We start from the raw sequence: 24,434 nt of genomic DNA, 5'->3' as shown, positions 1-24,434 counted from the left end.
GTCTGGAATCGCCCCGATTTTTTATAGTAGGGTGCGTCGCTGCGACAGTTCTCGCCCTGTTGCAGTTATCCCATAGCGACGCACCCTACCACTACCAACCCCTAGCGACTAAACCTTGATTGTCATGCCTTATTTTGGCTGGCGAGCTTTGGCAACAACCGCACTGCTCATACTTTTTACCATTAGCAATAACATGACCGACAAACCCAGGCCTACTACATCATTAAGCAAGAACAACCATAAAGGCTCTATTTCTGGACTCTGTGTCTGCATTCTTGAAAATTCGCGGTTCAACATATTTGAGGCAATAGTTAAAGCATAGAACCCTCCGATCAGGGGATTTATATACTCGGCAAACTTTGCTAATTCTCCCCCTTCCTGATTAAATCTGTTGGCAAATGTTGAGAGTGCATTCCAAATTCCCCATATACTGTATATCGGTATGAGAAATCTTGCCATCGCTCCTCCTGGGGTGATAGGATAATCATTGAAAAGAACCTTGAGATCGACGTGCAAGCGATATAGCCAGACTAGAAAAAGCACGAACAAAATCAAGGCGACAAGAATTGTAACAATCAACAAAATCTGCTGCAAACCTTGAAGCGACGCCTCAATCGTTGGTGCAATTGCTTTCACCGAAGTTAAAAGCAGGGAAACGATGTTTAACGAGACGTTAGCCCAAGCGAACTGCATTAATAATCGACTAACTCCGTGGGACTTGAGAGGAGTAGCTGCATCATAATTATTCATAAAGTCTCCCAGAAAATTTGCCGCAGGAGGCTGGATCCACAGCAGACACTACTATATTAGTTTACATTTTTTTGTATAGAGCAGCAACGTGTAAATTCCTCCCAAGGGATGCCCGGTTCATCTTCTAGCCCCTCGGTCACGATCGCATCATAAACATCTTCCCAAAGTTCGCCGTGCTTCTGGAAGTCAAGCAGCACCGCGACTTTTGAGTCTTGAGACTCAACTAAAAACTGAAAGTCGATCGGTTCGCCGCATTCAGCCAGCACGTCAGCTCAAAAATCTCTGTAGTTTTTGAGGTCAACAATTGCAGCGGTTTTGTTGCCTAGATTGTCCGTTAAAAATTGAACGTCGCACATATTGTAATTGCCCATATATCGAAGTTAGCAACCTGTATTAAAATTAGAGGCGAGTCAGAATGATATGAGTTTCAAATTTGGGATATGCCCAATTTAAAATCCTTCGACTGAGCACGCCGAATTCTAAAATCTAAAATCTAAAATCTAAAATTGTATGAATCATCAATCTTGGTTGACACAACTAAAAAAACACCGCGCGATCGCAGTTATCCGTTCCTCCGAAAAAGAACTCGCTCGGCAGATGGCATCATCGGTAGCAGCAGGAGGAATCCAGTTTATTGAAATTACGTGGAATACTCACAAAGCTGCTGAATTAATTGCCGAACTCCGCTCCGAATTCCCTACTTTTAGTATTGGCACCGGTACTTTATTAAACTTAGAAGAGTTGCAGCAAGCGATCGACTGCGGCGCTCAATTTCTGTTTACTCCGCACACCGATTTAGCTATGATTAAAACAGCAGTTGACGCCGGAGTGCCGATCGTCCCCGGTGCTTTTTCTCCCACGGAAATTGTAACCGCGTGGCAAGCAGGCGCTACCTGCGTTAAAGTGTTTCCGATATCGGCTTTGGGAGGCGCGGCTTACCTGAAAAGCCTGCAAGGCCCCCTGGGAAACATTCCTTTAATTCCCACTGGCGGGGTGACGCTGGAAAATGCGAAAGTATTTATTGACGCCGGGGCGATCGCCGTGGGTTTAGCCGGAGACTTATTTCCTAAACACTTAGTGGAAAATAGCGATTGGCGGGCGATCGTCCAAATTGCCCGGAATCTCGCCCAAAATTTAACAACTTGTTAAGCCCTGTTTCCAATCCAACATTTCAAATCTACAATCTAAAATAGTACCAGCAAATCTAAAATCTAAATCTAAAATCTAAAATAGTACGAGGTGTGAGGAATGAACAGGATTATTAACTCAACTTACTTCCGCCGCGCTGGAACTTTCTGTGCCGGCTGCGCCCTCACTTTTGCTACATTCTGCGGCGGTTCAATGACCGCATTTGCCAGCGAACAGCACAACACAATTGCCAATAAAATTATGCTGTTGCAGCAATCCAGCGAACGCTGGATTGAAATAGATTTGTCAAGACAAAGGTTAATAGCTTGGGAAGGAAATACACCCGTTTACGCGGTGATTATTTCCAGCGGCAAATCATCGACTCCCACTCGCACGGGAACCTTTGCCGTTCAAACCAAACACCGCGTTACTAGAATGACAGGGGATGACTACGACGTGCCCGACGTTCCCTATACAATGTATTACGACGGAGGCATGGCAATTCACGGCGCTTACTGGCACAATTTGTTTGGCAATCCCGTTACTCACGGCTGCACAAATGTAGCTGTCAATCACGCTAAATGGCTATTTGAATGGGCCTCGGTGGGAACACCCGTGGTGGTGCACAAATCTCAGGTTTAGGGCATGGGGCATCGGGCATCGGGCATGGGGCATAGTCGAACATTATTAGAACTAATGCACCGGTGGTCAGAAACCGGGTTTTTTTGCGAAATACTGGGTTACAGCCGTAGATTCCGTCAAAAACCCGGTTTCTTCGATCGGAGTTCATCAGTTCTGGTTTTTTTTAGCTTGCTGACTTTACTGCTGTTTTTATACTAATTCTCAAAACTCATGCAACAGTATCTGTAGGGTGCGTCGCCACCCTTAAATCTTAAAGAATATCCACAATCTTTGAGCGACGCACCTTACACGAGCGGGTGAGCGTAAACAAACCCACACTCATCATTGTTGCAAGACTTTAGATAATTGGTATTAACCACAATCCCAATTGTATAAAACTTTACTAAAATCTAATTCTCTTAGTGCTGATTCATCAATAAAAAAGTTACCGATACCACCGTCTCCCCACATGATATCTACTGTCTCATTGCAATCGGTATCCATTTGGAATAGAAGAATATCTGACTTATGTTCCCGATCGCATTTACTGCTATATTCTCTAACATCATTTTGTACAAAATCAGGATAACCACCTATTTTATGACCACAAAAAGACGATATTTTTAGGTATTCATCCTCTATTTCCTGATTCATAAATAACTCATCAATTTCCGAGCCTAAAATTTCGGTACATTGGTAATCACTGGTACTAATCGGCGCATATTTTTTAGTAAATTGTAAGCTGCAACAGCCTGAGATAGGAAAAAGTTCGGGTTCCGGCAAAAAATCATAATTGGTAATGATGTTTTCAACTTTGAAGTCTGGCTGAGGAAAATACATTATTTTGAATCTGTCTTCGACTGTGGGATTATCTACATCGGCGGAATTGCCGAATTCTAAACCATATGGTTCATCGTCGGCTATATAAAACTGCAAAATCCCCCGATCGGGAAAACCATCTAAAGGCGGTATTTCAGAAAAGTTGATTTGTGCTAGGAAGAATAAATATTTACCGTCAGCAGTTTTAGGATATTCAAAGCCTTTAGGTAAATAAGGAAATCCCCCAAATTTACTCTGCCACCAATTAACGTCATCATTATTCTGGGTTTGAATTTCGATGTAAGGTTTAATGGTAGCTTCGATTCTGTCGCGATACTTTTCTAGTTCGGGAGAGAGTGGAAATTCTAGTTTGTAGTTCATCTGCTTTTAACAATTTTAGTCTTGGACACACTCCATCAAAGAAACCGGGTTTTTCACTTAATCGGCGGGCTGCAACGAAGGATTTTCGTAAAAAACCCGGTTTCTGAGCTCCTATGCGTTCAGGAATGCTTAACTTAGCTGCACCACTGGTTTATCCTCTAACAAAGTTTCATTTGTCAGCAAATCTTCCACGGTAATTCGCAAAAAGCGCTGTTCGTCAACGCGGAACAAAACTTTTATGCGATCGCTCCCCGGATACCCAGGCGGCGTCAATTGCGCGATGCTGCGGGCTCCTTCTTTATCATTTAGGGGCTGTACCGATGTTTGGCCCGCGAGTTGGCGAGTAATTAGCCTGTCGCCGTCAAAATATATCTCCGTGCCACCAGTTTCCGCTCCCAATTCGCCGATAATTAATTCTATACTTGGCTGACTTTCTAAAGAAGCCCCCAAGACTAATTCTACCGGTTCGCTCATCGGATAAGACTGGCCGGATTTAATTAAACTGTGCCAACTGTGGCAATTGTCGCGGCGGTTCCAGTAGCGAATGCCGTAACTGTGATAGAGAAAATCTTTGATTTCTATGCCTTGACTCAGTTGCAGAGCACCTTGGGCGATCGCCTCAAAGGGTTTGTCGCAGCGAATTTTTGCCGGCTCGAAATATTGCTGCACCCAACGCCCGACAGCGGGGATTTGCACAGTACCGCCAACTAGCAAAACTGCGTCGATGTCGCCAATTTCTAAGCCTTGGCGCCGCGCTTGCTGCAATACTTGATTCATGCAGTCGTCTAGTTTGTCAAAAAACTGATGTTCAGCGAGGATAGATTCAAAACGATTTCGGTCTAATTCTAATTCGTAACTCTCAAAATTTTCATCATCAAAATAAACCTCAACTGCCTGATTCAGCAAAGACAACTGAATTTTTAACCGTTCTGCCAATCTCGTTGTAATCGGAGATTTTGTCAGCCCTTTTGTTTGCACAAAATAGTCAACTAGCCAATTATCAATATCAGAACCGCCTAAATTTTGTCCGGCTTTAGCCAAAACCCGGGCAACTTTTGTTTTTTGCGCTGAAGATTCAGCTAATAGCTTTTCGCCCCACTTAAGAATAAAACCGAGGGGCTTTTTGTTGGAGGAAGCGTCCAAACGCACCAAAGAAAGATCGAGAGTTCCGCCGCCGAAATCAATGACTAACAGATTTTCGCGATCGGCCAAACCGTAACCCAAAGCAGCCGCCGTAGGTTCGTCCAACATCCGCACCTGTTCTACTTGCAGAGATTGAGACACTTTGCCCAACCAATGGCGGTAAGCTTCAAAACTATCTACAGGCACTGTAAAAATCAAAGAGTCGATCGGCAAAGGCAGTTCGCGAATTGAGTTCACAATTTGGCTCAAATACCACTCGCCTACTCGTTCAAAAGTAATAAGTTTCCCGTCAAGTTCCGGTACGAAACCCTGAACAGAAGTGCCAATTCCCCGCTTAAAATTGCGAAAAAACCGAGAATCTCCACTCAAATCCCTGCCTTTGTCGCGGACTTGCTGACCGAGTATGACTTTACTTTGAGCAGCGTCCTCAACGTAGAGTAAACTGGGAATTAGGGGCGGATTTTGAGCCGAGATTGCCGACAATCCCGGTAATTTCAAAGTTTCGGGCTGCTGGAGGACTTGATTCCAGCGAGCGACGACGGTGTTGCTAGTTCCAAAATCAATTGCGATCGTCATTCAGCCAAAATACACAGCTACTAGGGATTAGATTATATTATGGTATTTATAGCCGCAAATACAACCATAATATCATGACTCAATCCACTTTCTTTGAAACCGAGAACGAAGAGCCTGTACAGGGAATTACTGAAATTGCAGTATGCGGCTACAAGTCTATTTACGAAGAGTGCCAGATTGAAGTGCGATCGCTGACAATTCTAGCCGGTGCCAACAGTTCTGGTAAGTCTAGCATCATGCAGCCACTATTGCTGATGAAGCAAACGCTAGAAGCCCCTTACGACCCCGGTGGTTTGAAACTTGACGGGCCTAATGTTAAATTTACATCAGCAGAACAGATATTGTCTAAACTGTCACCTGAAAACTACAAGGATGAGTTTTACGTCAGGGTTAATCTAGAGAGAGATAATTTTTTGAAAAGCGTTTTCAGCAAGCAGCCAAAACCTGGTATTAGAATTGTCAAGGCAATTTACTGTTTTCCTGATAGCGATAAAATTATTACTATTTATCCGGGAATGCGAGATCAAGAAGTGATTGAGCTTCTTCCCGAATACTTGGCGGAAAATTACTATACCTTATTAGATAATATTGAGGAAGAACCGCCACTATGGAGGGTGAGTAATGTGCGAGGTTTTCTCGACTTGCGACTTGGCGAAAGTCAGTTGGATTCGTCCCATTTGGCAATAAACTTTCAAAAACATATTCGCCAGATAATTCATGTTCCCGGATCGAGAGGCAATCCAGAACGCACCTACAATATCGCAGCATTTGGCAGTGAATTTACTGGGATTTTTGAAAATTATGTTGCTAGTATAGTTAATTCCTGGCAAGAAACGTGGGACGATAGACTGATAAAATTGGGTCAAGCCTTAGAGCTCCTGAGACTCAATTGGAAAGTTGAAGCCAGACAGATTAATGACGTACAATTTGAACTGCTGGTAGGTCGTTTCTCCCGCAGCGGGAGTGCAAGCGATACGGTTAGTATTGCTGATGTTGGCTTTGGGGTATCGCAAACTTTGCCTATTTTAGTTGCCTTGCTTGTAGCAGAACCAGGACAATTAGTTTACCTAGAACAGCCGGAAATTCACTTGCATCCTCGCGCTCAAGCTGCTTTAGCAGAGATATTAGTTGATGCTGCAAATCGAGGTGTGCGAGTAGTTATAGAAACTCACAGCGAATTGCTGCTTTTAGCAGTTCAATCGTTAGTTGCCGAGGGTAAAATATTACCGGATTTAGTAAAACTTCACTGGTTTAAACTGCGCGACGATGGTGTTACAGAAGTCAGCAGTGCCGATTTAGACGAGACGGGAGCTTTTGGAGATTGGCCTGAAGATTTGGGCGATGTTTCTTTGCATCTAGAAAACCGCTATTTGGATGCAGCAGAAGCTGTTTTGTGGAAGCGTTAACATGGCAGATAAAGTTTCTAAACGCCTGGTAATAGATGCTTCTGTTGCGCGTGCTGCTGGTGGAGAAGATGCAACCTATCCCATATCGGTTTACTGTCGGGATTTTCTCGAAGCTGTCTTGGATCTTTCTCACCGAGTTGTGATGACTCCAGATATTAGAGATGAGTGGAACAAACATCAATCAAAATCTGCTCGTATATGGCTGCGCCGGATGGTGGCCAAGAAGAAATTATGTCCCTGCGATATCGCGGTAGATAATGATTTGTGGTGTCTAGTAGAAGCAATAGCCGAGAGCGATAAAGAGCGGGAAGTAATGGTTAAAGATTTGCGGTTGGTGGAAGCTGCGATCGCTACCGATCGCACAGTAATTTCACTTGATAACAAAGTGAGACAAAGTTTTGCTAAAGTAGCAGTAGATATTGATCCGCTTAAAGATATTATATGGGTAAATCCAGCCCAAATAGCAGAAAAACCCCTTGATTGGCTGCAAAATGGTGCTCAACCTGAAATAGAACGATCGCTCGGATTTCAGAAAGCAGACAACTGAGTAGATTTAGAGTAATTCCGGGTTAGTAGGATCGTCCGTGCGATCGCCATTTTACCAATTTTTAGTTGCAACAAATAAGCGCCACTTTTATAAGCGGCACAAAACTCATACCATTTTAAATTTTAGATTAAACACTTGGGAATGGCTGACGGCATAAGGGTTTGGAACACTGGCCTACAGTTGCATTGTTTCTTGAAAATGGTATAATCTGTCGGGCGCCACCAAGCTTTTTCGTTTGATCTCAATCCTATTTTTAAATGAAGCGTGAAAAATGCTGGATATGGGCGATCGCAAATCAGCACTATTGGCTCTAACACTGCTTGTACCTGCGGCTAGTATTGGTATCATAGCAGCCTTGTATATTGCCCCTGGAAGCTGGGGACAAACACTGTCAGTCTTTTGTCAAGTTTGGTTGCTAGTTTTTCCGATCGCGTGGTCTGTTTTTGTCGATCGCAAAAAGCTGCGTTTATCCCTGCCCAAGCGCCAAGAATTGCTGGATGGATCTATTTGGGGAATATTCATGTTTGCGGTAATTCTGGGTATCTATAGCCTTTTTGGCCAGCACTGGATCGATCCTGTAGTTGCTAAAGAAAAATCGTACCAATTAGGTATTAGCAGCCCTACTATTTACTTGATTGTAGAAGCATATTTTGTGCTAGTTAACTCGCTGATTGAAGAATTTACTTGGCGGTGGTTTGTCTGCAACAAGTGCCAGATTCTCATACCGGGCACAAAAGCAATATTTCTGAGTTCGCTATTTTTCAGCCTCCACCACATTTTTGTAATAGCAGCTTACAGCGACTGGCCGGCTGTTCTCTTAGGTTCCTTAGCTGTCTTCGCCGCCGGGATAATTTGGTCGCACTCTTATGTGACTTACCGTTCGCTTTGGTCGAGTTATATCAGCCACGCGATCGCAGATTTGGCCTTGGCAATTATTGGTTGGCAAATCCTCTTTAACTAGCTGCTTTTTCAGCGAGTATCGTCGGCAATTATACAGTAAAAATTGACACTTTTCCCAACTCGTTCTCCCGACTAATATCTCCCCCCCTCATCTGACAGAATTTCTGGGCGATTGCCAATCCCAAACCCGTACCGCCGTATCGGCGAGTAGTAGACTCGTCCGCTTGCCTAAAAGCTTGAAATACTCTCTCAATTTGCTCTGTATTCATTCCAATTCCAGTATCGCTGACTTTAAAACTAATCCATTCTTCAGCATCAGTCAATATCCGAACTCGGCTATTGACTGATGCTGTGCAATAATCGAACGTTCATATCTTCCCACAGGAAGATGCCTGCGGTTAAGGCATTTGCTTTTAATTCTAGGTTCGGTTTTGCTTGCGATCGCATAATTTTAGCTGCATGAAAACAGGCCAACATATCGCTACAAGCATCGGCGGCCCGGCCCCCAAGATCACACCGATTGTCATCTGGAATTGCCTACTTAGGAAAAATTATGCTTTCATAACATCCAATTTTTTGTAGGCGAAATCGTTTGATACATATCACGAAGCTGCTGCTACTGCTTAGGAGTCAAAGTTTGCACGATATAGGCCGATCCCCCTTGAGTATTCCTTTGATCTTTATAGGGTCATTTGATAAGTTGCTGCTCAAGTTTTGTTACGGTAATTACTTAGACCGGAATTGGGCAGGAACGCTACATATACTCTGCCCGGCAGTGGCAGTTTCTTGTGGCAAATTTTTCAGGCGATCGCCTTTTATTAACCAATTTAAAACTCAGGCAGCTAATTAAATTTATATCGGTGAAACTCTATGTTCTGTAGCACGATTGGGCAACCTATTTTTTCAAACAGTGGACGAATCAACCAGGTTTTTTCATGAACATACGAAAACTGAGGGCGAGGGATATCGCTTGAAAAACAGGGTTTCTCCCCTCATTCGCGCGTCCACGACGCTGATTCGGGCGATCGCGCCCCTGCAGGTATCTGAGAAAACCACCATCTCTGAATCTTGAAAAAATAGGATAGTGTATCAAGCAATACCGACACCACAGTTACCAAAAAATCATAGCCACCGATCGATATTTAGATGTGTTATATCGATGGGGAAATCACCATTCTCAAGGTAAGAATTTCCCTCTTGAATGCAGTATAAAATTTGGCCAAAGGCGATGTCAATATCCTGCGTATTGTTGTTAATGCTACCTTTATCCCCACATTAAAAGTTGGCTGATATTCGGTTTCCCGTACATCCCTGTCCGTTGGATAGTAAATGATGTTATCTTTAACAGATGCTGTGGTCTAGCTTGGTGTTTGTCGCGAAAAAAGATCATATTTGATGAGGTATCCATCTTCAGGAGGAAATTTCGCTTACCTGCAAATTATCCCTATGGGAACTGTTCCGTGATCGCATCCATCGTTATTATCATTGCAATGACAGCGAAGTTTTGGTAGATAGATATTGGGGTGTTGCGAACAGTCACTCGGTTAGATTCTATGTAAACACCAGGAAAGCGGTAATTAATATTCACCCGCCCCTCTTTCCTTTAGGGCTCTAAAATCAGCGCTGGTAGCAGCGTCGTACGCGAGCCGGAGTCTTCAGCGGGACTTAAAAATGAAAATCACCTTTGTTCTTCCTACTCTGTCTCTGACTGGTGGAATACGAGTAATATCTATTTTCGCAGAACGTTTGAGAAAGCGAGGACACTCCGTGTTCGTCATCTCTCTACCCCACCCCCAACCGAGTATGCGCCAGCAAGTCAAGTCGCTGCTGCGGGGACGCGGTTGGATTTCCCCACCTGAAAACGAACCCTCATTTTTCGATAACTTAGGTGTAGAACACAAAATTACCGATCACTACCGCCCGGTAGAAGACAAAGATGTACCTGATGCTGACGTAGTAGTTGCAACCTGGTGGGAAACCGCCGAGTGGGTAGCCAAACTCTCTCCCAGCAAAGGAGCCAAAGCTTATTTTATCCAGCACCACGAAGTTTTTGACTATCTACCTCAAGGTAGAGTAGAAGCAACCTGGATGCTGCCCATGCACAAAATTACGATCTCTCAGTGGTTAGTTAACCTAGCTTGGACTAAATATGGCGATGACCAAGTTTCCTTAGCTCCTCCTACCGTGGACACCAAGCAATTTTACGCCTGTCCTCGCAACAAACAATCGGTTCCTACAGTTGGCATAATGTACTCTACAATCTACTGGAAAGGAACCGACATCGCCCTCAAAGCTTTTTCCCTAGCAGCAGAAAAGATCCCCAACCTGCGTTTGGTTGCCTTCGGTACAGGGGCCCCCTCCTCGGAATTGCCCTTACCGGCCAATGCTGAGTATGTAATTCAACCCGACCAAGACAAAATCAAAGACTATTACAGCAAATGCGATGCTTGGCTGCTGGCGAGCCGCTCAGAAGGCTTTGGCTTGCCCATTATTGAAGCGATGGCGTGCCGCACTCCCGTCATCAGTACCCCCGCAGGCGCTGCTCCTGAAATTTTGAGCGGCGGTACTGGCATACTTGTAAGACCAGAAGATCCCGAAGAAATGGCAAAAGCCATAGAGCGTATCTGTCAGATGCCAAATTCCAAGTGGCAAGCCATGTCCGAAGCCGCCTATGCCAAGGTGAACAATTATACTTGGGATGATGCCGCGGCTCATTTTGAAGCGGCATTGAAAGTTGCTGTAGAGAAATCTAAGCAGCGCGAGGTTAACATAGATTCCTTTTCTCCCTATGCCGACCCAGTAGTGGCAAACCCACCAATTCCGGTTTGCTAACTGCAGCCATTTGAAATTCTGCGCTAGCCACTCGCTGTGGGGCGGGATTCTCAGCAGAAACTCAATATCGTTTGGTGGGGTGCTTCTGCCAAAACTAAAATCGCCCATATCCTGTTTTCTACCCAGCAGTCTAGAGACGAATTCTGACTGCAGCGACGAGGGAATACTGGTTATATATTGATGCCAAAATCTGAACCAGAGGGCAACGGAGGTTTTAAGGCTGGCTCCGTTACAGGTTAAACTTGTCTTGTCGTCAAACATCTGCCCATTTGTAATTGGGAAAAGTCCCTGACGACAAAGTAAGATCGGCTTGACTATCAAGTGACGATCCCTCCTGCAGACACCCGCACCCTGCAGAAAAGCCAAAAGAGGCTGGTAAGTGCGAACTTGCTGTTATGGAGGAGTTTTAACCAGTATCCATCTTCAGCATCTACTCATGAAAATTACTTTTGTCCTTCCTACCCTTAGTCTTACAGGTGGCATGAGGGTGTTATCTATTTACACAGAACTGCTGCAAAAGCGAGGACACAAAATATTTATCGTCTCTCAACCCCCGTGGCAACCGGCTTTGATCCAACAATTGCGCTCGTTGCTGAGGGGTAGGGGTTGGGAGTCCCCTCCCAAGACACCAAAGTCTCACTTTGATAAAGTGGAGGTCGAAAGTCGAGTTCTCGAAACCAACCGCCCAATTACCGATGTGGACGTACCTGATGCCGATATTGTCATGGCTACTTGGTGGGAAACTGCCGAGTGGGTGGCAAAACTCTCTCCCAGCAAAGGAACGAAAGTATATTTTCTACAACACTACGAGGCTTTTGACTACATACCAAAAGGTCGAGTAGAGGCAACTTGGCGGCTGCCGATGCACAAAATCGCTGTGGCCCAGTGGCTGGCCGACATAGCTCGGAATGAATACGGCGATTTGTCTGTATCTCTCGTCCCTCCTACGGTGGACACCAAACAGTTTTACGACCCCCAGTCGCGAGCGAAGCAGCCGCGAGGCAAGCAATTAGTTCCCACAGTCGGGATGTACTATACTACAACTCCTTGGAAAGGCTGCGTTCTGGCCCTGAAAGCTTTCTCTATAGCTGCTGAAAAAATTCCTAACCTTCGTTTAGTTGCCTTTGGTTCCGGCGATACTCCTCCTCCCAATTTTCTGCCCCCGGGTACTGAGTATAATAAAGCACCTACTCAAGACCAACTAAAAGAATTTTACAGCAAATGCGATGCTTGGCTGTTTTCCAGCAGCTCCGAAGGCTTCGGCTTGCCAATTTTAGAAGCTATGGCTTGTGGCACTCCAGTCATCGGCACTCCGGCTGGTGCGGCTCCGGAACTACTTGCTGGCGGGGGTGGCATACTTGTCAAGTCAGAAGACCCAGAGGATATGGCAAAAGCGATCGAGCAGATTTGTCACTTGCCTGATGCCGAATGGCGCGCAATGTCCGAGACTGCTTTGGAGACGGTAATAAATTATTCTTGGGAGGATGCAACTAATCTCTTCGAGGCGGCACTATACACTGCTTTGGAACGTCAGGCACAATTAACGAACAAGACGTAAAATTGAGGTTGATTTAAAAGATTGGGGTTGGGCGATCGTTTAAGCGACAATTTTTATCGGGCAATTTGAGTTGTCTTTCTACAATTTTACTGCCAAAAAAGACCTATGGTTGCATTAATCCCAGTTGCTATGTTCGGCTTTATTCCAGTCGTTTTTTACCTGTTTGTGAGGTTTCCGGCTCAGCGGGCGGTAATTATAAGTTTTGTGGCAGCGTGGCTGTTTTTACCGCAAGCTTCTTATCCCATCCCCCTATTGCCAGCGTATACCAAAATCTCCGCAGCTTGCTACGGCATTTTGCTGGGGACTCTTATCTACGATACTTCGCGCATCACCTCTTTTAAGCCCGGTTGGCTGGACGTGCCAATGGTAATTTACTGTTTGTGCCCAATCGTTTCACAACTTAGTAATGGTGGCAGCCCGATTTCTCCGACTCTCAACCAAATCGTTGCTTGGGGTCTGCCTTATTTTTTAGGACGCTTGTATGTGGGTAGTTTAGACGGGCTGCGACAATTGGCGATCGGGATTTTTGCAGGTGGGTTAGCCTACATCCCTTTTACTTTAATTGAAGGGGTTAAGGGCCCAACTCTGCACCAAATGGTTTACGGCGTCAATGCCTTTGAGGACTGGGGTCAAGCAAGGCGTTTGGGGGGGTGGAGACCAGTAGTGTTTATGCAGCACGGTTTGATGGTGGGGCTGTGGATGATGACAGCCGCCTTAATTGCAGTTTGGCTTTGGCAAACAGGGACGCTCAAAAAGTTTATGGGGCGTAACATCAAGACTTTAGCAATTATATTAACTATCGCTTTTTTCCTGTGCCGTTCGACTGGCGCCTACAGTTTATTTGTATTCGCGTTGATCGTATTATTCTCTGCCAAGTGGTTTCGCACCTCTTTGCCCCTACTATTCATAATTGGATATATAGTGTTTTATCTGTACATAGCTGCATCGGGTCAATTTTCTAGCAAAGACGTGATTGGCTTCATCACTCAAATATTTGGCGAAGAACGAGCCGGCTCTTTGAAGTTTAGATTTGACATGGAAGAGATTTTGGGGGAAAAAGCGCGGCAAAGCTTTCTTTTTGGCTGGGGCGATTCCGGCGGGAACCGTGTGTATAGCGAGTGGGGTCAAGATATCTCAGTCACCGACAGCTTATGGATTATTGCATTTGGCGTCCACGGTGTAGTCGGTTTAGTTAGTTTATTTTCTTCATTGTTACTTCCTGTTATCGTCTTTTGCGTGAAGTATCCCGCCAGAACCTGGTCTAATCCCAAAGTAGCGCCCGCTGCCGCCCTGGGAGTAGCCTTAACTATGTACGTGTTTGACTGTGTTTTGAACGCTATGACTAACCCGATTTTTGCGCTGATTGCTGGAGCAATATCGGGTCTGGTCTTAAAAGCTCCAGAAAGTCTTAAGCCCAAGAAAACCAGTTCGCCACCAAGAAGACAGTCGCTGGTTCAGCAAAAATTAGGATGATTTTCAGGAATGCGATCGCCGCTTCACTTCAAGCTTGACACTATCTTGCCTTCCGTGGAGACAACAACTAAAAAATCTACCATTTTTGCATGAAATCAAGTTCGGAAGTTGCGAGATATTTCTCACTAGGCTAAAATTTTAATCTCATAAACTCTTTTTTACATTCAGTTGCCATGCTTCAACAAGTATGAGCACGGGATGGCTTTTTTATTAAAACTGTGTTGCGAGTTGTAAACTTAAAAATTCGCTTTATACACTTTTTCTAAAACGAGCTGATTCTTTACATAATCTTTAAAAATCCTGAGTAGACAGGTAGGGTCTAGGAGGATATACTGAGAAAAGTATGTTCACTGAAGCCCCCAAGTAGTTAAAACCCGAAACTGTATTGTGGGTTATAATAGTTTGAGTTGTAGTTTATTAATCTAAAGCGGCAAGGGCATCATAAATGAAAACAGTTAATTTATTGAATGTCTCGATAGATAACTTCTCAATAACAGAGTTGTTTGAAAAACTCGACTGCGAAGGCGGTGTTGTATTTACGCCAAATGTAGACCACTTGATTAAGTTGCAGTATGACCGCGACTTCTATGAAGCTTACAATAAATCTAGTTATAGAGTCTGCGACAGTCAAATATTGATGTATGCCTCGAAGTTTTTGGGTACTCCTCTCAAAGAAAAAATTTCAGGTTCGGATTTGTTTCCTGCATTTTATATGTATCACAAAGATAACGAGAAGATTAAAATATTTTTGCTAGGAGCTGCTGAAGGTATTGCTAGGAAAGCCCAGGAAAAAATTAACCAAAAAATTGGTAGAGAAATAGTGGTTGAAGCACTTTCTCCTTCTTTTGGCTTTGAAAAAAATGAGGAAGAATGTGAAACAATAATTGACGCGATCAATAAATCAGGAGCGACAGTTCTGGCAATAGGGGTGGGGTCCCCCAAGCAAGAGAAGTGGCTGGTTAAATACAGGAGCAAATTTACACACGTCAAAATTTTCTTAGGGATAGGTGCAACCATTGATTTTGAAGCTGGTTCCAAAGCCAGAGCTCCCAAATGGATGAGCGAAGTCGGCATAGAATGGGCGTACCGACTGTTAAGTGAACCGAGAAGGTTGTGGAAAAGATATTTGATTGAAGGTCTGCCTTTTTTCCGATTAATCTTAGAACAAAAATTAGGGTTTTATAAAATGCCTTTCATGGAGAGCAAAACCAGCCAGCTAGAATGGAAAGGTGGCTCCTAAAAAGGTGAGCCACAAATCTCTAGCGTAAATTAAGCTGAGTATCGGAGAAAGTGGGTTTGACTTCAAGGTAAGACTGATGCAATCTGTGGATAGTCCGATCGCACTTTCTCTCAAAATAATTCATTTTTGCTTTCAAGTGCAGGTAAAATCGGAAAGAAACCTTTTGTGGAAAATCCTAATTAGGGATGCAACCGATGAATCTGCCTTCTTTCTTGTGGTTGTGGAAAATAGCGGCTTGGTCAATGGGTGTTTCCCTGTTGGCTTACCTGTTGCTGGCCGTTACTGGAACGTGGATGTTTGCCGCTAGGAGTACCAAACAACCGCGCCCAAAATGGCTGCGTCCCTTTCATTTAGCCACTGGTGCGGGGATGGCGACTTTGGTAATTTTACTGCTGGGAATTGGTGTAGTCGGTACGCTAGGATACTACGGCAATTTGGGTCACTCGGCTCATTTACCGGCGGGGTTAGCTGTTGTGGCTTTGGTGTTGGTTTCTGTTGGAAGCGGGCTGCAAATTGGCCCTAAACATCCTTGGGCGCGTCCCCTCCACATCGGCACTAATGTGGCCTTGTTTGGGGGATTTGTGACTGTGTTGCTTACAGGATGGACGATAGTACAAAAGTATTTGCCGAAAGTTTGAAACCGGTCTATTTGAACTCAAAGTATACCAATGTGCAAGGGAAAACATATATGTAAGGTGCGCCGCAGCGCACCCTAGGTTTAATTTTTTTGCGTGAGTCCGCTTTTTGTGATGAATTCTAAAATATGCTGCGCGGTAGTCTGTGGCTTTTCTAAGTGGGGAACGTGCCCGCAGTCGGGTATCCAAATTAGTTGAGAATTTGCGATCGCCCTTGCAAACTTTTCCGCATCCGCCGTCCCCAAAATCCGGTCTTGTTTTCCCCACAAAATCAGCGTCTGCTGCTGAATTTGCGATAATTTTTCCCCAAAACCACCGTAACCGCCGCTTTTGGTAAACGCAATTAAAGCTTGATTCCAGTTGGGCATTTCCAAATGTAAAGCAGCACAAGTTTGAGCGTCTAGAGAAGCCAAATTTTTATCGAAATAAGCATTGACGCTAATTCGCTGGCGAATTTTGGGATTGCGTAAAAATGAAGTTGCCAGATATCCTAAAGGAGGAATTAAAAACTTTCCCTTATTAGAACTGATGGCAAAACCTGCGCTATCTATTAACACTAATTGTTTTACAGCTTCGGGATAATTGAGAGTGAAATCAATTGCGGCAGCACCTCCCATTGAAGCACCGACTAAGATTACAGGCTGCGAAATTAGCGTTTTCCAAAAATAATAAAGGTGACTTTCAATTGCCCTCGCGCTGAATGCCAAACCTGCCGATCTTTCTGTAAAGCCAAAACCCAACAAATCAACCGCCCAAGTTTCATTTTCGGCAGCTAGCAGCGGCAACAGGCGGCGGAATTCAAACAAGGAACTGTCGAAGCCGTGAATTAGCAAAATCGGTGTGTTGCCGCTGCCTTGTCGCACGTAGGTTGTGGCAATTGGCCCAGAAGATAGGGGAGTTGCAATTGCTTCCCGTTGAATGCTTTGGGCTAAGGCAATTGAGGTAGATTCTGTGAGTTGTGCGATCGACTTTGGCAGAAAACTTGCTGGCATAATTCTTGATAAATTGTGAATCGGTAGGGGCGATGCCACTCTGTCCGCCCTAACATTTAAGTATATATGCTTGCTCGATCGCTATTTGAGGAGTTGGGGCGAGTCATTAAAATTCGATCGATACTCAGTATCCCTCAGCCCCCGCTAAGGCTGAGTTTGTTAACCGGATGTTAAAATATTTTATAATCGTTGCCAATAATTCCTTTTTAATCTCCTATTACCTTCCTCTGCATCAAGAACGCCTCTGCGTTTCATTCAAAAAAACTAATTGACAAATCCAATAAAATTAGCATACCATTTACTCACACATCTGAACATATGTTAAATATTTTTTACACTTATTCTAAAATCTCACAAATAAACTGATGATAACTCAAACTCCATCCCTCAAAACCCTACCAACTAAAATTGGCAGAATAAACTGGGGGAACTGCGGCCAAACAGTAGAAGCAGGTCTGCAAAAATGGCCCGAAATTTCCGAGATTTATCTAGTCTTGGCCACAGAAATTTTCGGTGTCAATTGAACAGGGAATAGCAATTGCGACCTAAAATTTAAAAGTTAAAATTGCTTGCGGGCTGTGTAGAGACAGCCAAAAATCCAGTATTTTTTCGCCCAATTGTTCTGGATAGAAGTGGTGAAAAAAATGCCTACCCTCTTTACATTCCCAAAGTCGAGATCCTTTTTTCAGAAACTTAAGCCAGCGGCGCATGACAATAGGGGATACTACAAAGTCTGTCTTGCTACTGCATAACAACAAAGGTACTTCTACCCCCTCATCGGATAAATTGGTCGTACTAAATAACGAGTGAGGCGAAGGCGAAAGTGCTAAATCTTTTTCAAAATATGATACAAATCTTTGATTGATATACTGATTTTGTTCTCCCAGCATATCGCCAACCATTTGAGTTAAAATTTGTTCGCGACTCCAGGAAAAAGCAGAAAGATGTGTATAGTAATGAGCTTGCCAATTAATAGCAGATGGCAAGCCGACAGCTAACAGTCCCAAAGAGCTGACTTTGTGAGGATAGCGGCGGGCATACATTAAACCAATTAGTCCGCTGGTACTGTGACCGATTAGATGAATTGGGCGATTCCGCGCTTTCAAATAGTGATGTAGTAGCTCAACGGCGACATCTAAAGAACACGCTTCATCTTGCGTTTGTTCGTATTCCCATATTTGTATTGGTACTGACTGATTTAAGTAGTTAAGGAGAGAAAGATCGAATAATTGCAAACTCGGACTGGCACTTAGCCACAGCACATCATCTGAAGTATATCTCATCACTTTCAAGTGGGAAATGGAGCTATTAATAATTTTAACTGGTTCCCAGGCTATTCTTGGGAACCGATATCCAAAGGCTTTGCCTCGCGGAGTAAAATTGGAGGCAGAGCCCCCCGATCTGCGTTACCAGGCCGATCCTGGTAACGAGTAATTGCAAAACCCGCCCACCATTAATCCTCGATCCCAAATTCTGTCTTGAGTTGAGATACCCAAGATTTTACCCGTGCTTCCGTCAGATCGGATTGGTTGTCTTCATCGATCGCAAGACCCAAAAATTTGCCATTAACTACTGCTTTAGATTCATTAAAATCATAGCCGTCTACCGGCCAATAACCGACTGTTTCGCCGCCCAGTTCCGTGATTTTCTCAGCCAAAATCCCCATTGCATCCATAAAATTATCCGGGTATCCTTCTTGGTCGCCAGTTCCCAAATAAGCTACTTTTTTGCCGCTAAAATCAATATCATCAAGTTCTGAGAAAAAGCCTTCCCAGTCGCTTTGCAGTTCGCCGATATTCCAGGTTGGACAGGCGATAATCAGACATTCATATTCAGCAAAATCATCATTTTCAATGCTGCCTATCTCGTGCAAAGTCACGATATCGCCACCAAATTCATCCCGAATCATTTCAGCGACAGACTCTGTTTTGCCAGTTGTAGTTCCGTAGAAAAGACCAATTGATTTCGACATTGTTACTCCGAAGGTGAAACTTGACAGGGTTTGAGATTTATTTTTTTTGATTCAGGATTTGGCATTTCCTGCCTGCAATTCATGCAAAAACAGTAGACGCGATTGTGGCAAACCTGAGAAATCAGGGAGTCAAGACAGCAAGGACACTGTTTTTTCATTGGGTTAAATTTGAAAATTCATCAACCAAGCGGACTCGCTCATATCGGGGTCTGCTTCGCAGTCAATTAGTAACAGATTCAGCGTCGTTTGTACTTTTAGACTGCGCGGGATGCCGGCGGGTACAAACACAAATACTCCGGGTTTTAAAGTGACTGTTCGATCGCACACCGTGAGAGTTCCCCCTCCTTCTAAGACGGCGAGGGTTACATCTTTGGAGTTATCGAGGTCAGGTATTTCGGAATTTTTACCCAAACTCATCAGTTTTTGGCTGTCGGCGGGTTGTCCGTCGCTGATTCGATCGGCGGATGCGGAAACTATTGCTGCTGTCACGGTGATTGACCTCCAGGTACTATTAACTTCCGGCACTTATTGCAATTAATATTCAATAAGCTACCATGCAATTTAGATAAATTGTCAAGAGGAAAACATTAAGATTTGTTACACAAGGCTGTCAAACTCGGTTTACACTCAGCACAAGCAGCCCCAAATTCACACGGGGCGGTGTTTTTGGATGTTCAGACAGCGCAGCGCCAGGGCTTAACGTAAAAAATAGTTGGTAATTATTTGCAGTTACTTCTTGAAAATACGTTTGTAGTGCGATCGCCAATATAGCAATTCTCACTTGCCCGCAATAGAGTAAGGATACGGCGTCGTGCCGTGTCCCTACGGAATATCTGTATTGCACTCAACAGGATAAGGTGTACCGCTGCGTGCGTACCCTAAAAAATGCAATAGAGGCGGGCTTTAGCCGGATTTGTCGATCGCAAAAATCCGTCTTCCACTCGCCCCTAATGACAACAGTTAACAATTAACTGACTAATTCTTCGCCCCAACGCCAACATACATAATCGACTGATCCTCATTAATTTTGATTTTAAACAACCCCGACTTTTTGTAATCCATATAGTTAGCTAGATTAGAGGTTAGAGTTTGAGATACTTGTTTGAAAATACCCGCCGAAGGAAACACCTGCTTTCCGCGTGTAAAATCTTCCCAAAACCCGTGCATTGTGGCTAACATAGCGCCAATTTCGCCAAACATATCAAAACCTTTAATTTCAATCTTGCCAAAACCAATATCCTGCATTACCACAGATAGTTCCTCCGGGGTAATAAATTTTTCCCAATCGTGAACGCCCCGCCTAATCTCCTGCAAAATATTTTCCATCAGCCCAATCATCACAATTTGCGAAGAAAAAGTTCGGTTGATTGTATCAAAAAAGAACAGTCCCCCAGGCTTTAGAATCCTGTGAACCTCAGACACAACTTTTTTGTAATCGGCCACGTGTTCCAAAACATCCACGCAGATTACAACATCAAAGGTATTGTCGTCGTAGGGCATATTTTCGGCAAAACCTTGCCTGTAGTCAATCTCAAAACCGCTGGTAACTGCGTGATTTTGAGCGGCTACAATACATTTGTCCGATCGATCTATTCCAGAAACAATAGCACCTCTCTGGGCCATAAACTCGCAAGAAAAGCCGCCGCCGCACCCGACATCTAAGGTTTTCAGCCCTTGCCAATTAGTCGCGTGTCTGTCGAAAAACTCAAATCTGGGTTTGTTTAGATGGTATAAGGCATAAATTTTAGCATTTTCGTCCCACCAATTGTCGGCATTTTCCTCATAAAATTCTAAATCATTTTTTACTTCTGTTTTATGCACGATTTTCTCAGTCCTGCTTAGGGGAAAATATAGAGGGCGATTGCACTTTGGCTTGATTTTATAGGACGCCCCTCAACCTAATTTTTGTTAAAATTATGAGGTTTCGTGACGAGTTCGCAGGCAGACACCGGGTTTCTGAATCCGCGCGCGTAAGTTCTATTTTATCGTTAGTTGTGAATCGCCACAGTTTTTTATTATAATAGCTCTGGCATAACTTTCAACCAGATGGATCGCGTTTCTATTATCATCCCAGCCCTCAACGAAGCGACTTGTCTGCAACGCACCCTCCGCCAACTCAGCATCCTTAATCCTCCCGCTTGGGAGGTGTTGGTGGTAGACGGCGGCAGTCAAGACGAAACAGTGGCGATCGCACTTTCCGCCGGCATCCGCGTTATTTCTAGCAGTATAGCCGGACGATCCCTGCAAATGAACTTAGGTGCTCAAGTCGCCACCGGTGAAATTCTGTGCTTTCTCCACGCCGATACTTTAGTTCCCGACGACATTGTAGCGGTCATCCAGAAAACATTGTCCGATGCCGAAATTTCCGGCGGCGGGTTTATCTCCCTGATGGCTGGTTCGCAGCAAACAAGATGGGGTTTTTCCCTCCACAATTACCTGAAAACTTATTACGCGCCGCTGTTATTTCGACCTCATTTATTTTTCAAAGGATTGCGCCTGCTGTTTGGCGACCAAGTTATTTTTTGCCGCCGTACCGATTTTTGGGAATGCGAGGGTTTCGATGCTGCGCTGCCAATTATGGAGGAAGCGGATTTGTGTTTGAAGTTAGTGCGACGGGGGAGACTTAAGTTAGTCAATCGGGTAGTGGAAAGTAGCGATCGTCGAGTTGCGAGTTGGGGCGAATTTAAAGCTATTGCCATCTATCTTTCGATTGGTTTTTTGTGGGGTTTTGGCGTTTCCCCAAGGTATCTCAAGCAGTTTTATGAAGACATCCGCTGACACACAAAATCAGATTAAATTCCCAGAATGTACTGGCTGTAATTTTTTGGCAAAACTTTCTGCAACAGGTAAATAATCGCCCAACAACCGAACAAAGTGCCTGTCACTAAAAAGCCGAGCTTCAGCAGCGGATGTACGGGGTCAATAAACTTATAAAACACTAACGCCACATATCTCACTACTGTCGAATCCAGGAGATATATAGGGAATGAGTAAGCAGCCAATATTTTGACTAACCCCGATACTCTACTGGGAAGTGCGATACTCTTAGAAAATGCGAGGATCGATAATACGAACAAAATTGCGTATCCTTGAGCAGATAGTTTAAAAAACGAGCGGAGAAACCATCCCTCCGAATTCACTCCACTTATCAGGTAATATTCCCAAATGCTCGCTAGATAAAAAAGTATCGTTGCCCCTAAAATTTGCATTTTTTTCCGTTCGAGAACGGGTTGAATTCTGTCATACGAGCCGCCCAAAAATAGACCAGTTGAAAATGGCAAAATCCAACTGAAAATCCAGCGCTCCATCAAAGGTAGAGGTATTGATATGTATTGGAAAGCGGTTAAGTAGAAGAAGATTGTAAAAATTGCTTGAATTGTTAAGCCCAAAGCCAAAACTTTTCGGGGTTGTAAAAATCTTAATTTCACGAGAAGCCACCACCAGCCGTAGCATTGAACAATCACAACGATGAAGTAATAGGGAGGCAGCACTGAACCCGTCAAGATATCTCGGAGTAATGAAAGTAAATCAAATTTTTGGAGTGCTCCCAAATTATTTAAGATGTACAAAGCTACTGACCAAAACAGATAAGGGGGTATAATTTTGGACAGTCTTTTTTTGACTACCAGTGCGGGATTATTTTGATTTTCCAGTTTGTTGGTGAGAAAAAAACCGCTCAACAGTAAAAATGCAGGTACGCAAAATAGTTGCAATGTATCGATCGCCACAAATAAAATTCTGCGATCGCGAAATGCGAAGAACCCAGCATGAGTAATCACAACACTGACGATCGCTAAAGCTCGGATCAAATCAAATTCAGCGAACCGATTAGAAACTTTTTGCATGGTAAAAATTAGATTGTAAAAATTAGAATCAAGTTAGGAATTTTTTGTCTGATACCCAATCCCGGTTTGCTACCCCTTTTATCATTCGGCGGTTGAAACCGCTGCATAGAGTCAAACGAAGTCCGAGCAAAGGGGGACTAAGAGATAAAGAGGGTTTTTAAGCCGGATTTGGTATGAGGATTACAATAGCATAAAATTTTATACTTGCTCCAATCTTCACAAAACTTATGTCTGCCAAAATAAGTCACCGAGTGCGGGGATTGAGGAAGAAAGACTATAGAGACTATTGCGAAAAAAAATCTACCTAAATTAGGTAGACTTTTAGAAATGTTCAAGCAATGAGTTCACTATTGGCTAACCGTTGTTGTGATGGATGTGCGACGCAGAAACACTATCCAACTGCTCGCGCCCGTTGCGGATCACGCGCAGCATATCGCTTAACTTGTGCTCGATATTATCGAGCACTTGGTCGGCATAATCATCGGCTCCGTTTTGAATTTCCTCGCATTCAGCCATCGCCCTGACTCTCATCTCTTCCAATTCCTCTTGAGCCTGGTAGCGAATTTGTTCGACTTCCGCCAGCGTGGCCTGCTGAATTGCCTCGCAGTCGAGCAAAACTTGCTGCCGCAACTGATCTGCCTCTATCTTCGCCTGCTGGAGCAGGCCCATATCGTTTAAAATTTCTGCTGCTCTCTGTTCTGCTGCTTCAATCACTTCCTGAGCGTAAAGTTCCGCCTCTTGAAGCAAGTCGTCCTTGTGCCGGATGATCGTCTCGGCTTCCTGAAAGGCGATCGGCAAATTTAGCCTCACCAAGTCTAACTGATCGAGCAACTGTTCTTCATCCACCAGAGTGCGTCTGGTCATAGGAATTCGCGGGCTGTCGAGAACAATTTCCTCAAGCCTGTTCAATTCCCGCTGGATGTCTACTCCTGCGGTTCGGGTGGGATCTCCGAAGACGGCTGTGTTCTGAGGTGATTCGTTCTCAGTGCCGAGGCCGGTAATGTCGGGTTCGATGCGAGTTGGTTCCTGCTGGCGTAACATTTGTAAATATCTAGGGCGACGTGTTTCGGAACAAGATGATCTACGGAGCCACCAAACTTGGCTATTTCTTTAACTACACTACTACTTAAAAAGCTGTACTCGTTAGAAGTTGCCAAAAAAACTGTTTCAATTTCACCCAGAAGGGTTTTATTGGTGTGGGCCATCTGGAGTTCCATTTCAAAATCTGTTAATACCCGGAGCCCCCGCAGCAGCACTTTGGCTTGTCGAATCTTAGCATAGTTTACTGTCAAACCCTCAAAACTGTCTACTTCTACATTTGGCAAGTGTTGGGTAGAGCGCCGGATCTGCTCGATCCGTTCCTCTACGGTGAAGAGAGGGGTTTTGCTGGGGTTTCTGACTACGGTAACAATTACCCGGTCAAAAAGTTTAGATCCCCGCTCGATAATGTCTGCGTGACCGAAGGTAATGGGGTCAAAGCTGCCTGGATAGATTGCAATCACGAGTTTGGCTCAACGAAGTGGGGGAGTGGGGGAATGTGGGATAGGGGGAGAGTGTGTGGGGGAGTGGGAGAGTCTATTATCCTTGTATCCGTGTAGTGCCTTCCTTCTGACAAC

The 24,434-nt window shown here is 44.3% G+C and carries 24 protein-coding genes; 11 read left to right on the top strand and 13 right to left on the bottom strand.

The features are described from left to right. Positions 1-129: 129 nt before the first annotated feature. A complete protein-coding gene (locus QUB12_RS07255) occupies positions 130-750 on the bottom strand; it encodes a hypothetical protein (RefSeq protein WP_333306178.1) in 621 nt (206 codons plus the stop codon). A gap of 56 nt (positions 751-806) precedes the next feature. Next, entirely contained in the window at positions 807-1,016 is a 210-nt protein-coding gene (locus QUB12_RS07250; protein ID WP_333306176.1) for a hypothetical protein, read from the bottom strand. Between the two features lie 244 nt (positions 1,017-1,260). On the opposite strand from QUB12_RS07250, the gene QUB12_RS07245 reads away from it, so the two are divergent. Together QUB12_RS07245 and QUB12_RS07240 are read left to right on the top strand one after the other, a co-directional pair. Further along, positions 1,261-1,899 carry a bifunctional 4-hydroxy-2-oxoglutarate aldolase/2-dehydro-3-deoxy-phosphogluconate aldolase gene (locus QUB12_RS07245; RefSeq protein WP_333306174.1) on the top strand — a complete coding sequence of 213 codons (639 nt, stop codon included), beginning with the start codon at positions 1,261-1,263 and terminating at the stop codon, positions 1,897-1,899. Between the two features lie 99 nt (positions 1,900-1,998). Further along, positions 1,999-2,520: a L,D-transpeptidase gene (locus QUB12_RS07240; RefSeq protein WP_333306172.1), complete on the top strand. Its 522-nt coding sequence runs from the start codon at positions 1,999-2,001 to the stop codon at positions 2,518-2,520. Between the two features lie 351 nt (positions 2,521-2,871). Here the strand turns inward: QUB12_RS07240 and QUB12_RS07235 are convergent, their stop codons facing one another. Together QUB12_RS07235 and QUB12_RS07230 are read right to left on the bottom strand one after the other, a co-directional pair. Beyond that, positions 2,872-3,699: a YwqG family protein gene (locus QUB12_RS07235; protein WP_333306170.1), complete on the bottom strand. Its 828-nt coding sequence runs from the start codon at positions 3,697-3,699 to the stop codon at positions 2,872-2,874. A 129-nt stretch (positions 3,700-3,828) separates the two neighbouring features. Next, positions 3,829-5,418, bottom strand: a complete 1,590-nt coding sequence (locus QUB12_RS07230) for an Hsp70 family protein (protein ID WP_333306169.1) — start codon at positions 5,416-5,418, stop codon at positions 3,829-3,831. A gap of 74 nt (positions 5,419-5,492) precedes the next feature. Between QUB12_RS07230 and QUB12_RS07225 the strand changes: the two genes are divergently transcribed. The 3 genes from QUB12_RS07225 (at position 5,493) to QUB12_RS07215 (ending at position 8,332) form a co-directional block, all read left to right on the top strand. After that, positions 5,493-6,824 (top strand): AAA family ATPase, encoded by a 1,332-nt coding sequence (locus tag QUB12_RS07225; RefSeq protein WP_333306167.1) that lies wholly within the window; start codon positions 5,493-5,495, stop codon positions 6,822-6,824. A gap of 1 nt (position 6,825) precedes the next feature. Continuing rightward, complete coding sequence (locus QUB12_RS07220; protein ID WP_333306165.1) at positions 6,826-7,371, top strand: hypothetical protein; 546 nt, start codon at positions 6,826-6,828, stop codon at positions 7,369-7,371. Positions 7,372-7,651: 280 nt separating this feature from the next. After that, the gene (locus QUB12_RS07215; RefSeq protein ID WP_333306163.1) at positions 7,652-8,332 is read left to right on the top strand and encodes a type II CAAX endopeptidase family protein; all 681 of its coding nucleotides are present in this window, start codon (positions 7,652-7,654) and stop codon (positions 8,330-8,332) included. A 28-nt stretch (positions 8,333-8,360) separates the two neighbouring features. Here QUB12_RS07215 and QUB12_RS07210 read toward each other — a convergent pair whose 3' ends face one another. After that, positions 8,361-8,594 carry an ATP-binding protein gene (locus QUB12_RS07210; protein ID WP_333306161.1) on the bottom strand — a complete coding sequence of 78 codons (234 nt, stop codon included), beginning with the start codon at positions 8,592-8,594 and terminating at the stop codon, positions 8,361-8,363. Positions 8,595-9,942: 1,348 nt separating this feature from the next. Here QUB12_RS07210 and QUB12_RS07205 point away from each other — a divergent pair. The 5 genes from QUB12_RS07205 (at position 9,943) to QUB12_RS07185 (ending at position 16,012) form a co-directional block, all read left to right on the top strand. Next, positions 9,943-11,103 (top strand): glycosyltransferase family 4 protein, encoded by a 1,161-nt coding sequence (locus tag QUB12_RS07205; RefSeq protein WP_333140846.1) that lies wholly within the window; start codon positions 9,943-9,945, stop codon positions 11,101-11,103. A 436-nt stretch (positions 11,104-11,539) separates the two neighbouring features. Continuing rightward, positions 11,540-12,661 carry a glycosyltransferase family 4 protein gene (locus QUB12_RS07200; RefSeq protein ID WP_333306159.1) on the top strand — a complete coding sequence of 374 codons (1,122 nt, stop codon included), beginning with the start codon at positions 11,540-11,542 and terminating at the stop codon, positions 12,659-12,661. A 105-nt stretch (positions 12,662-12,766) separates the two neighbouring features. Further along, a complete protein-coding gene (locus QUB12_RS07195) occupies positions 12,767-14,134 on the top strand; it encodes an O-antigen ligase domain-containing protein (RefSeq protein ID WP_333140850.1) in 1,368 nt (455 codons plus the stop codon). 445 nt (positions 14,135-14,579) lie between these two features. Then, a complete protein-coding gene (locus tag QUB12_RS07190; protein ID WP_333140852.1) occupies positions 14,580-15,374 on the top strand; it encodes a WecB/TagA/CpsF family glycosyltransferase in 795 nt (264 codons plus the stop codon). Positions 15,375-15,568: 194 nt separating this feature from the next. Beyond that, on the top strand, positions 15,569-16,012 hold the full coding sequence (locus QUB12_RS07185) for a DUF4079 domain-containing protein (protein ID WP_333140855.1): 444 nt from the start codon (positions 15,569-15,571) through the stop codon (positions 16,010-16,012). Positions 16,013-16,092: 80 nt separating this feature from the next. Here the strand turns inward: QUB12_RS07185 and QUB12_RS07180 are convergent, their stop codons facing one another. From QUB12_RS07180 to ubiG, 5 genes are all read right to left on the bottom strand, one after another. Continuing rightward, a complete protein-coding gene (locus tag QUB12_RS07180) occupies positions 16,093-17,001 on the bottom strand; it encodes an alpha/beta hydrolase (protein WP_333306157.1) in 909 nt (302 codons plus the stop codon). Between the two features lie 545 nt (positions 17,002-17,546). After that, positions 17,547-18,284: an alpha/beta hydrolase gene (locus QUB12_RS07175; RefSeq protein WP_333140861.1), complete on the bottom strand. Its 738-nt coding sequence runs from the start codon at positions 18,282-18,284 to the stop codon at positions 17,547-17,549. Positions 18,285-18,454: 170 nt separating this feature from the next. After that, the gene (gene fldA / locus QUB12_RS07170; RefSeq protein ID WP_333140863.1) at positions 18,455-18,973 is read right to left on the bottom strand and encodes a flavodoxin FldA; all 519 of its coding nucleotides are present in this window, start codon (positions 18,971-18,973) and stop codon (positions 18,455-18,457) included. A 162-nt stretch (positions 18,974-19,135) separates the two neighbouring features. Beyond that, a complete protein-coding gene (locus tag QUB12_RS07165) occupies positions 19,136-19,462 on the bottom strand; it encodes a cupin domain-containing protein (protein ID WP_333140865.1) in 327 nt (108 codons plus the stop codon). A gap of 486 nt (positions 19,463-19,948) precedes the next feature. Next, positions 19,949-20,794 (bottom strand): bifunctional 2-polyprenyl-6-hydroxyphenol methylase/3-demethylubiquinol 3-O-methyltransferase UbiG, encoded by an 846-nt coding sequence (gene ubiG / locus QUB12_RS07160; RefSeq protein ID WP_333140867.1) that lies wholly within the window; start codon positions 20,792-20,794, stop codon positions 19,949-19,951. A gap of 225 nt (positions 20,795-21,019) precedes the next feature. Here ubiG and QUB12_RS07155 point away from each other — a divergent pair, with 225 nt between their 5' ends. Then, positions 21,020-21,751 carry a TIGR04283 family arsenosugar biosynthesis glycosyltransferase gene (locus tag QUB12_RS07155; RefSeq protein ID WP_333306155.1) on the top strand — a complete coding sequence of 244 codons (732 nt, stop codon included), beginning with the start codon at positions 21,020-21,022 and terminating at the stop codon, positions 21,749-21,751. A gap of 14 nt (positions 21,752-21,765) precedes the next feature. On the opposite strand, the gene QUB12_RS07150 is transcribed toward QUB12_RS07155, so the two are convergent. From QUB12_RS07150 to coaD, 3 genes are all read right to left on the bottom strand, one after another. Beyond that, positions 21,766-22,818 (bottom strand): acyltransferase, encoded by a 1,053-nt coding sequence (locus tag QUB12_RS07150; protein ID WP_333306153.1) that lies wholly within the window; start codon positions 22,816-22,818, stop codon positions 21,766-21,768. Between the two features lie 354 nt (positions 22,819-23,172). Continuing rightward, positions 23,173-23,859 (bottom strand): DivIVA domain-containing protein, encoded by a 687-nt coding sequence (locus tag QUB12_RS07145; RefSeq protein WP_333140873.1) that lies wholly within the window; start codon positions 23,857-23,859, stop codon positions 23,173-23,175. Next, positions 23,742-24,320 carry a pantetheine-phosphate adenylyltransferase gene (gene coaD / locus QUB12_RS07140; protein ID WP_333140875.1) on the bottom strand — a complete coding sequence of 193 codons (579 nt, stop codon included), beginning with the start codon at positions 24,318-24,320 and terminating at the stop codon, positions 23,742-23,744. The genes QUB12_RS07145 and coaD overlap by 118 nt, the downstream gene beginning before the upstream one ends. Positions 24,321-24,434: the final 114 nt, after the last annotated feature.

Origin of the sequence: Microcoleus sp. B7-D4, from assembly GCF_036705125.1 — a bacterium.
Classification (GTDB): domain Bacteria; phylum Cyanobacteriota; class Cyanobacteriia; order Cyanobacteriales; family Microcoleaceae; genus Microcoleus.
The sequence above is the reverse complement of the archived record's forward strand: the minus strand, read 5'-3'. Positions and strand labels throughout refer to the sequence as shown.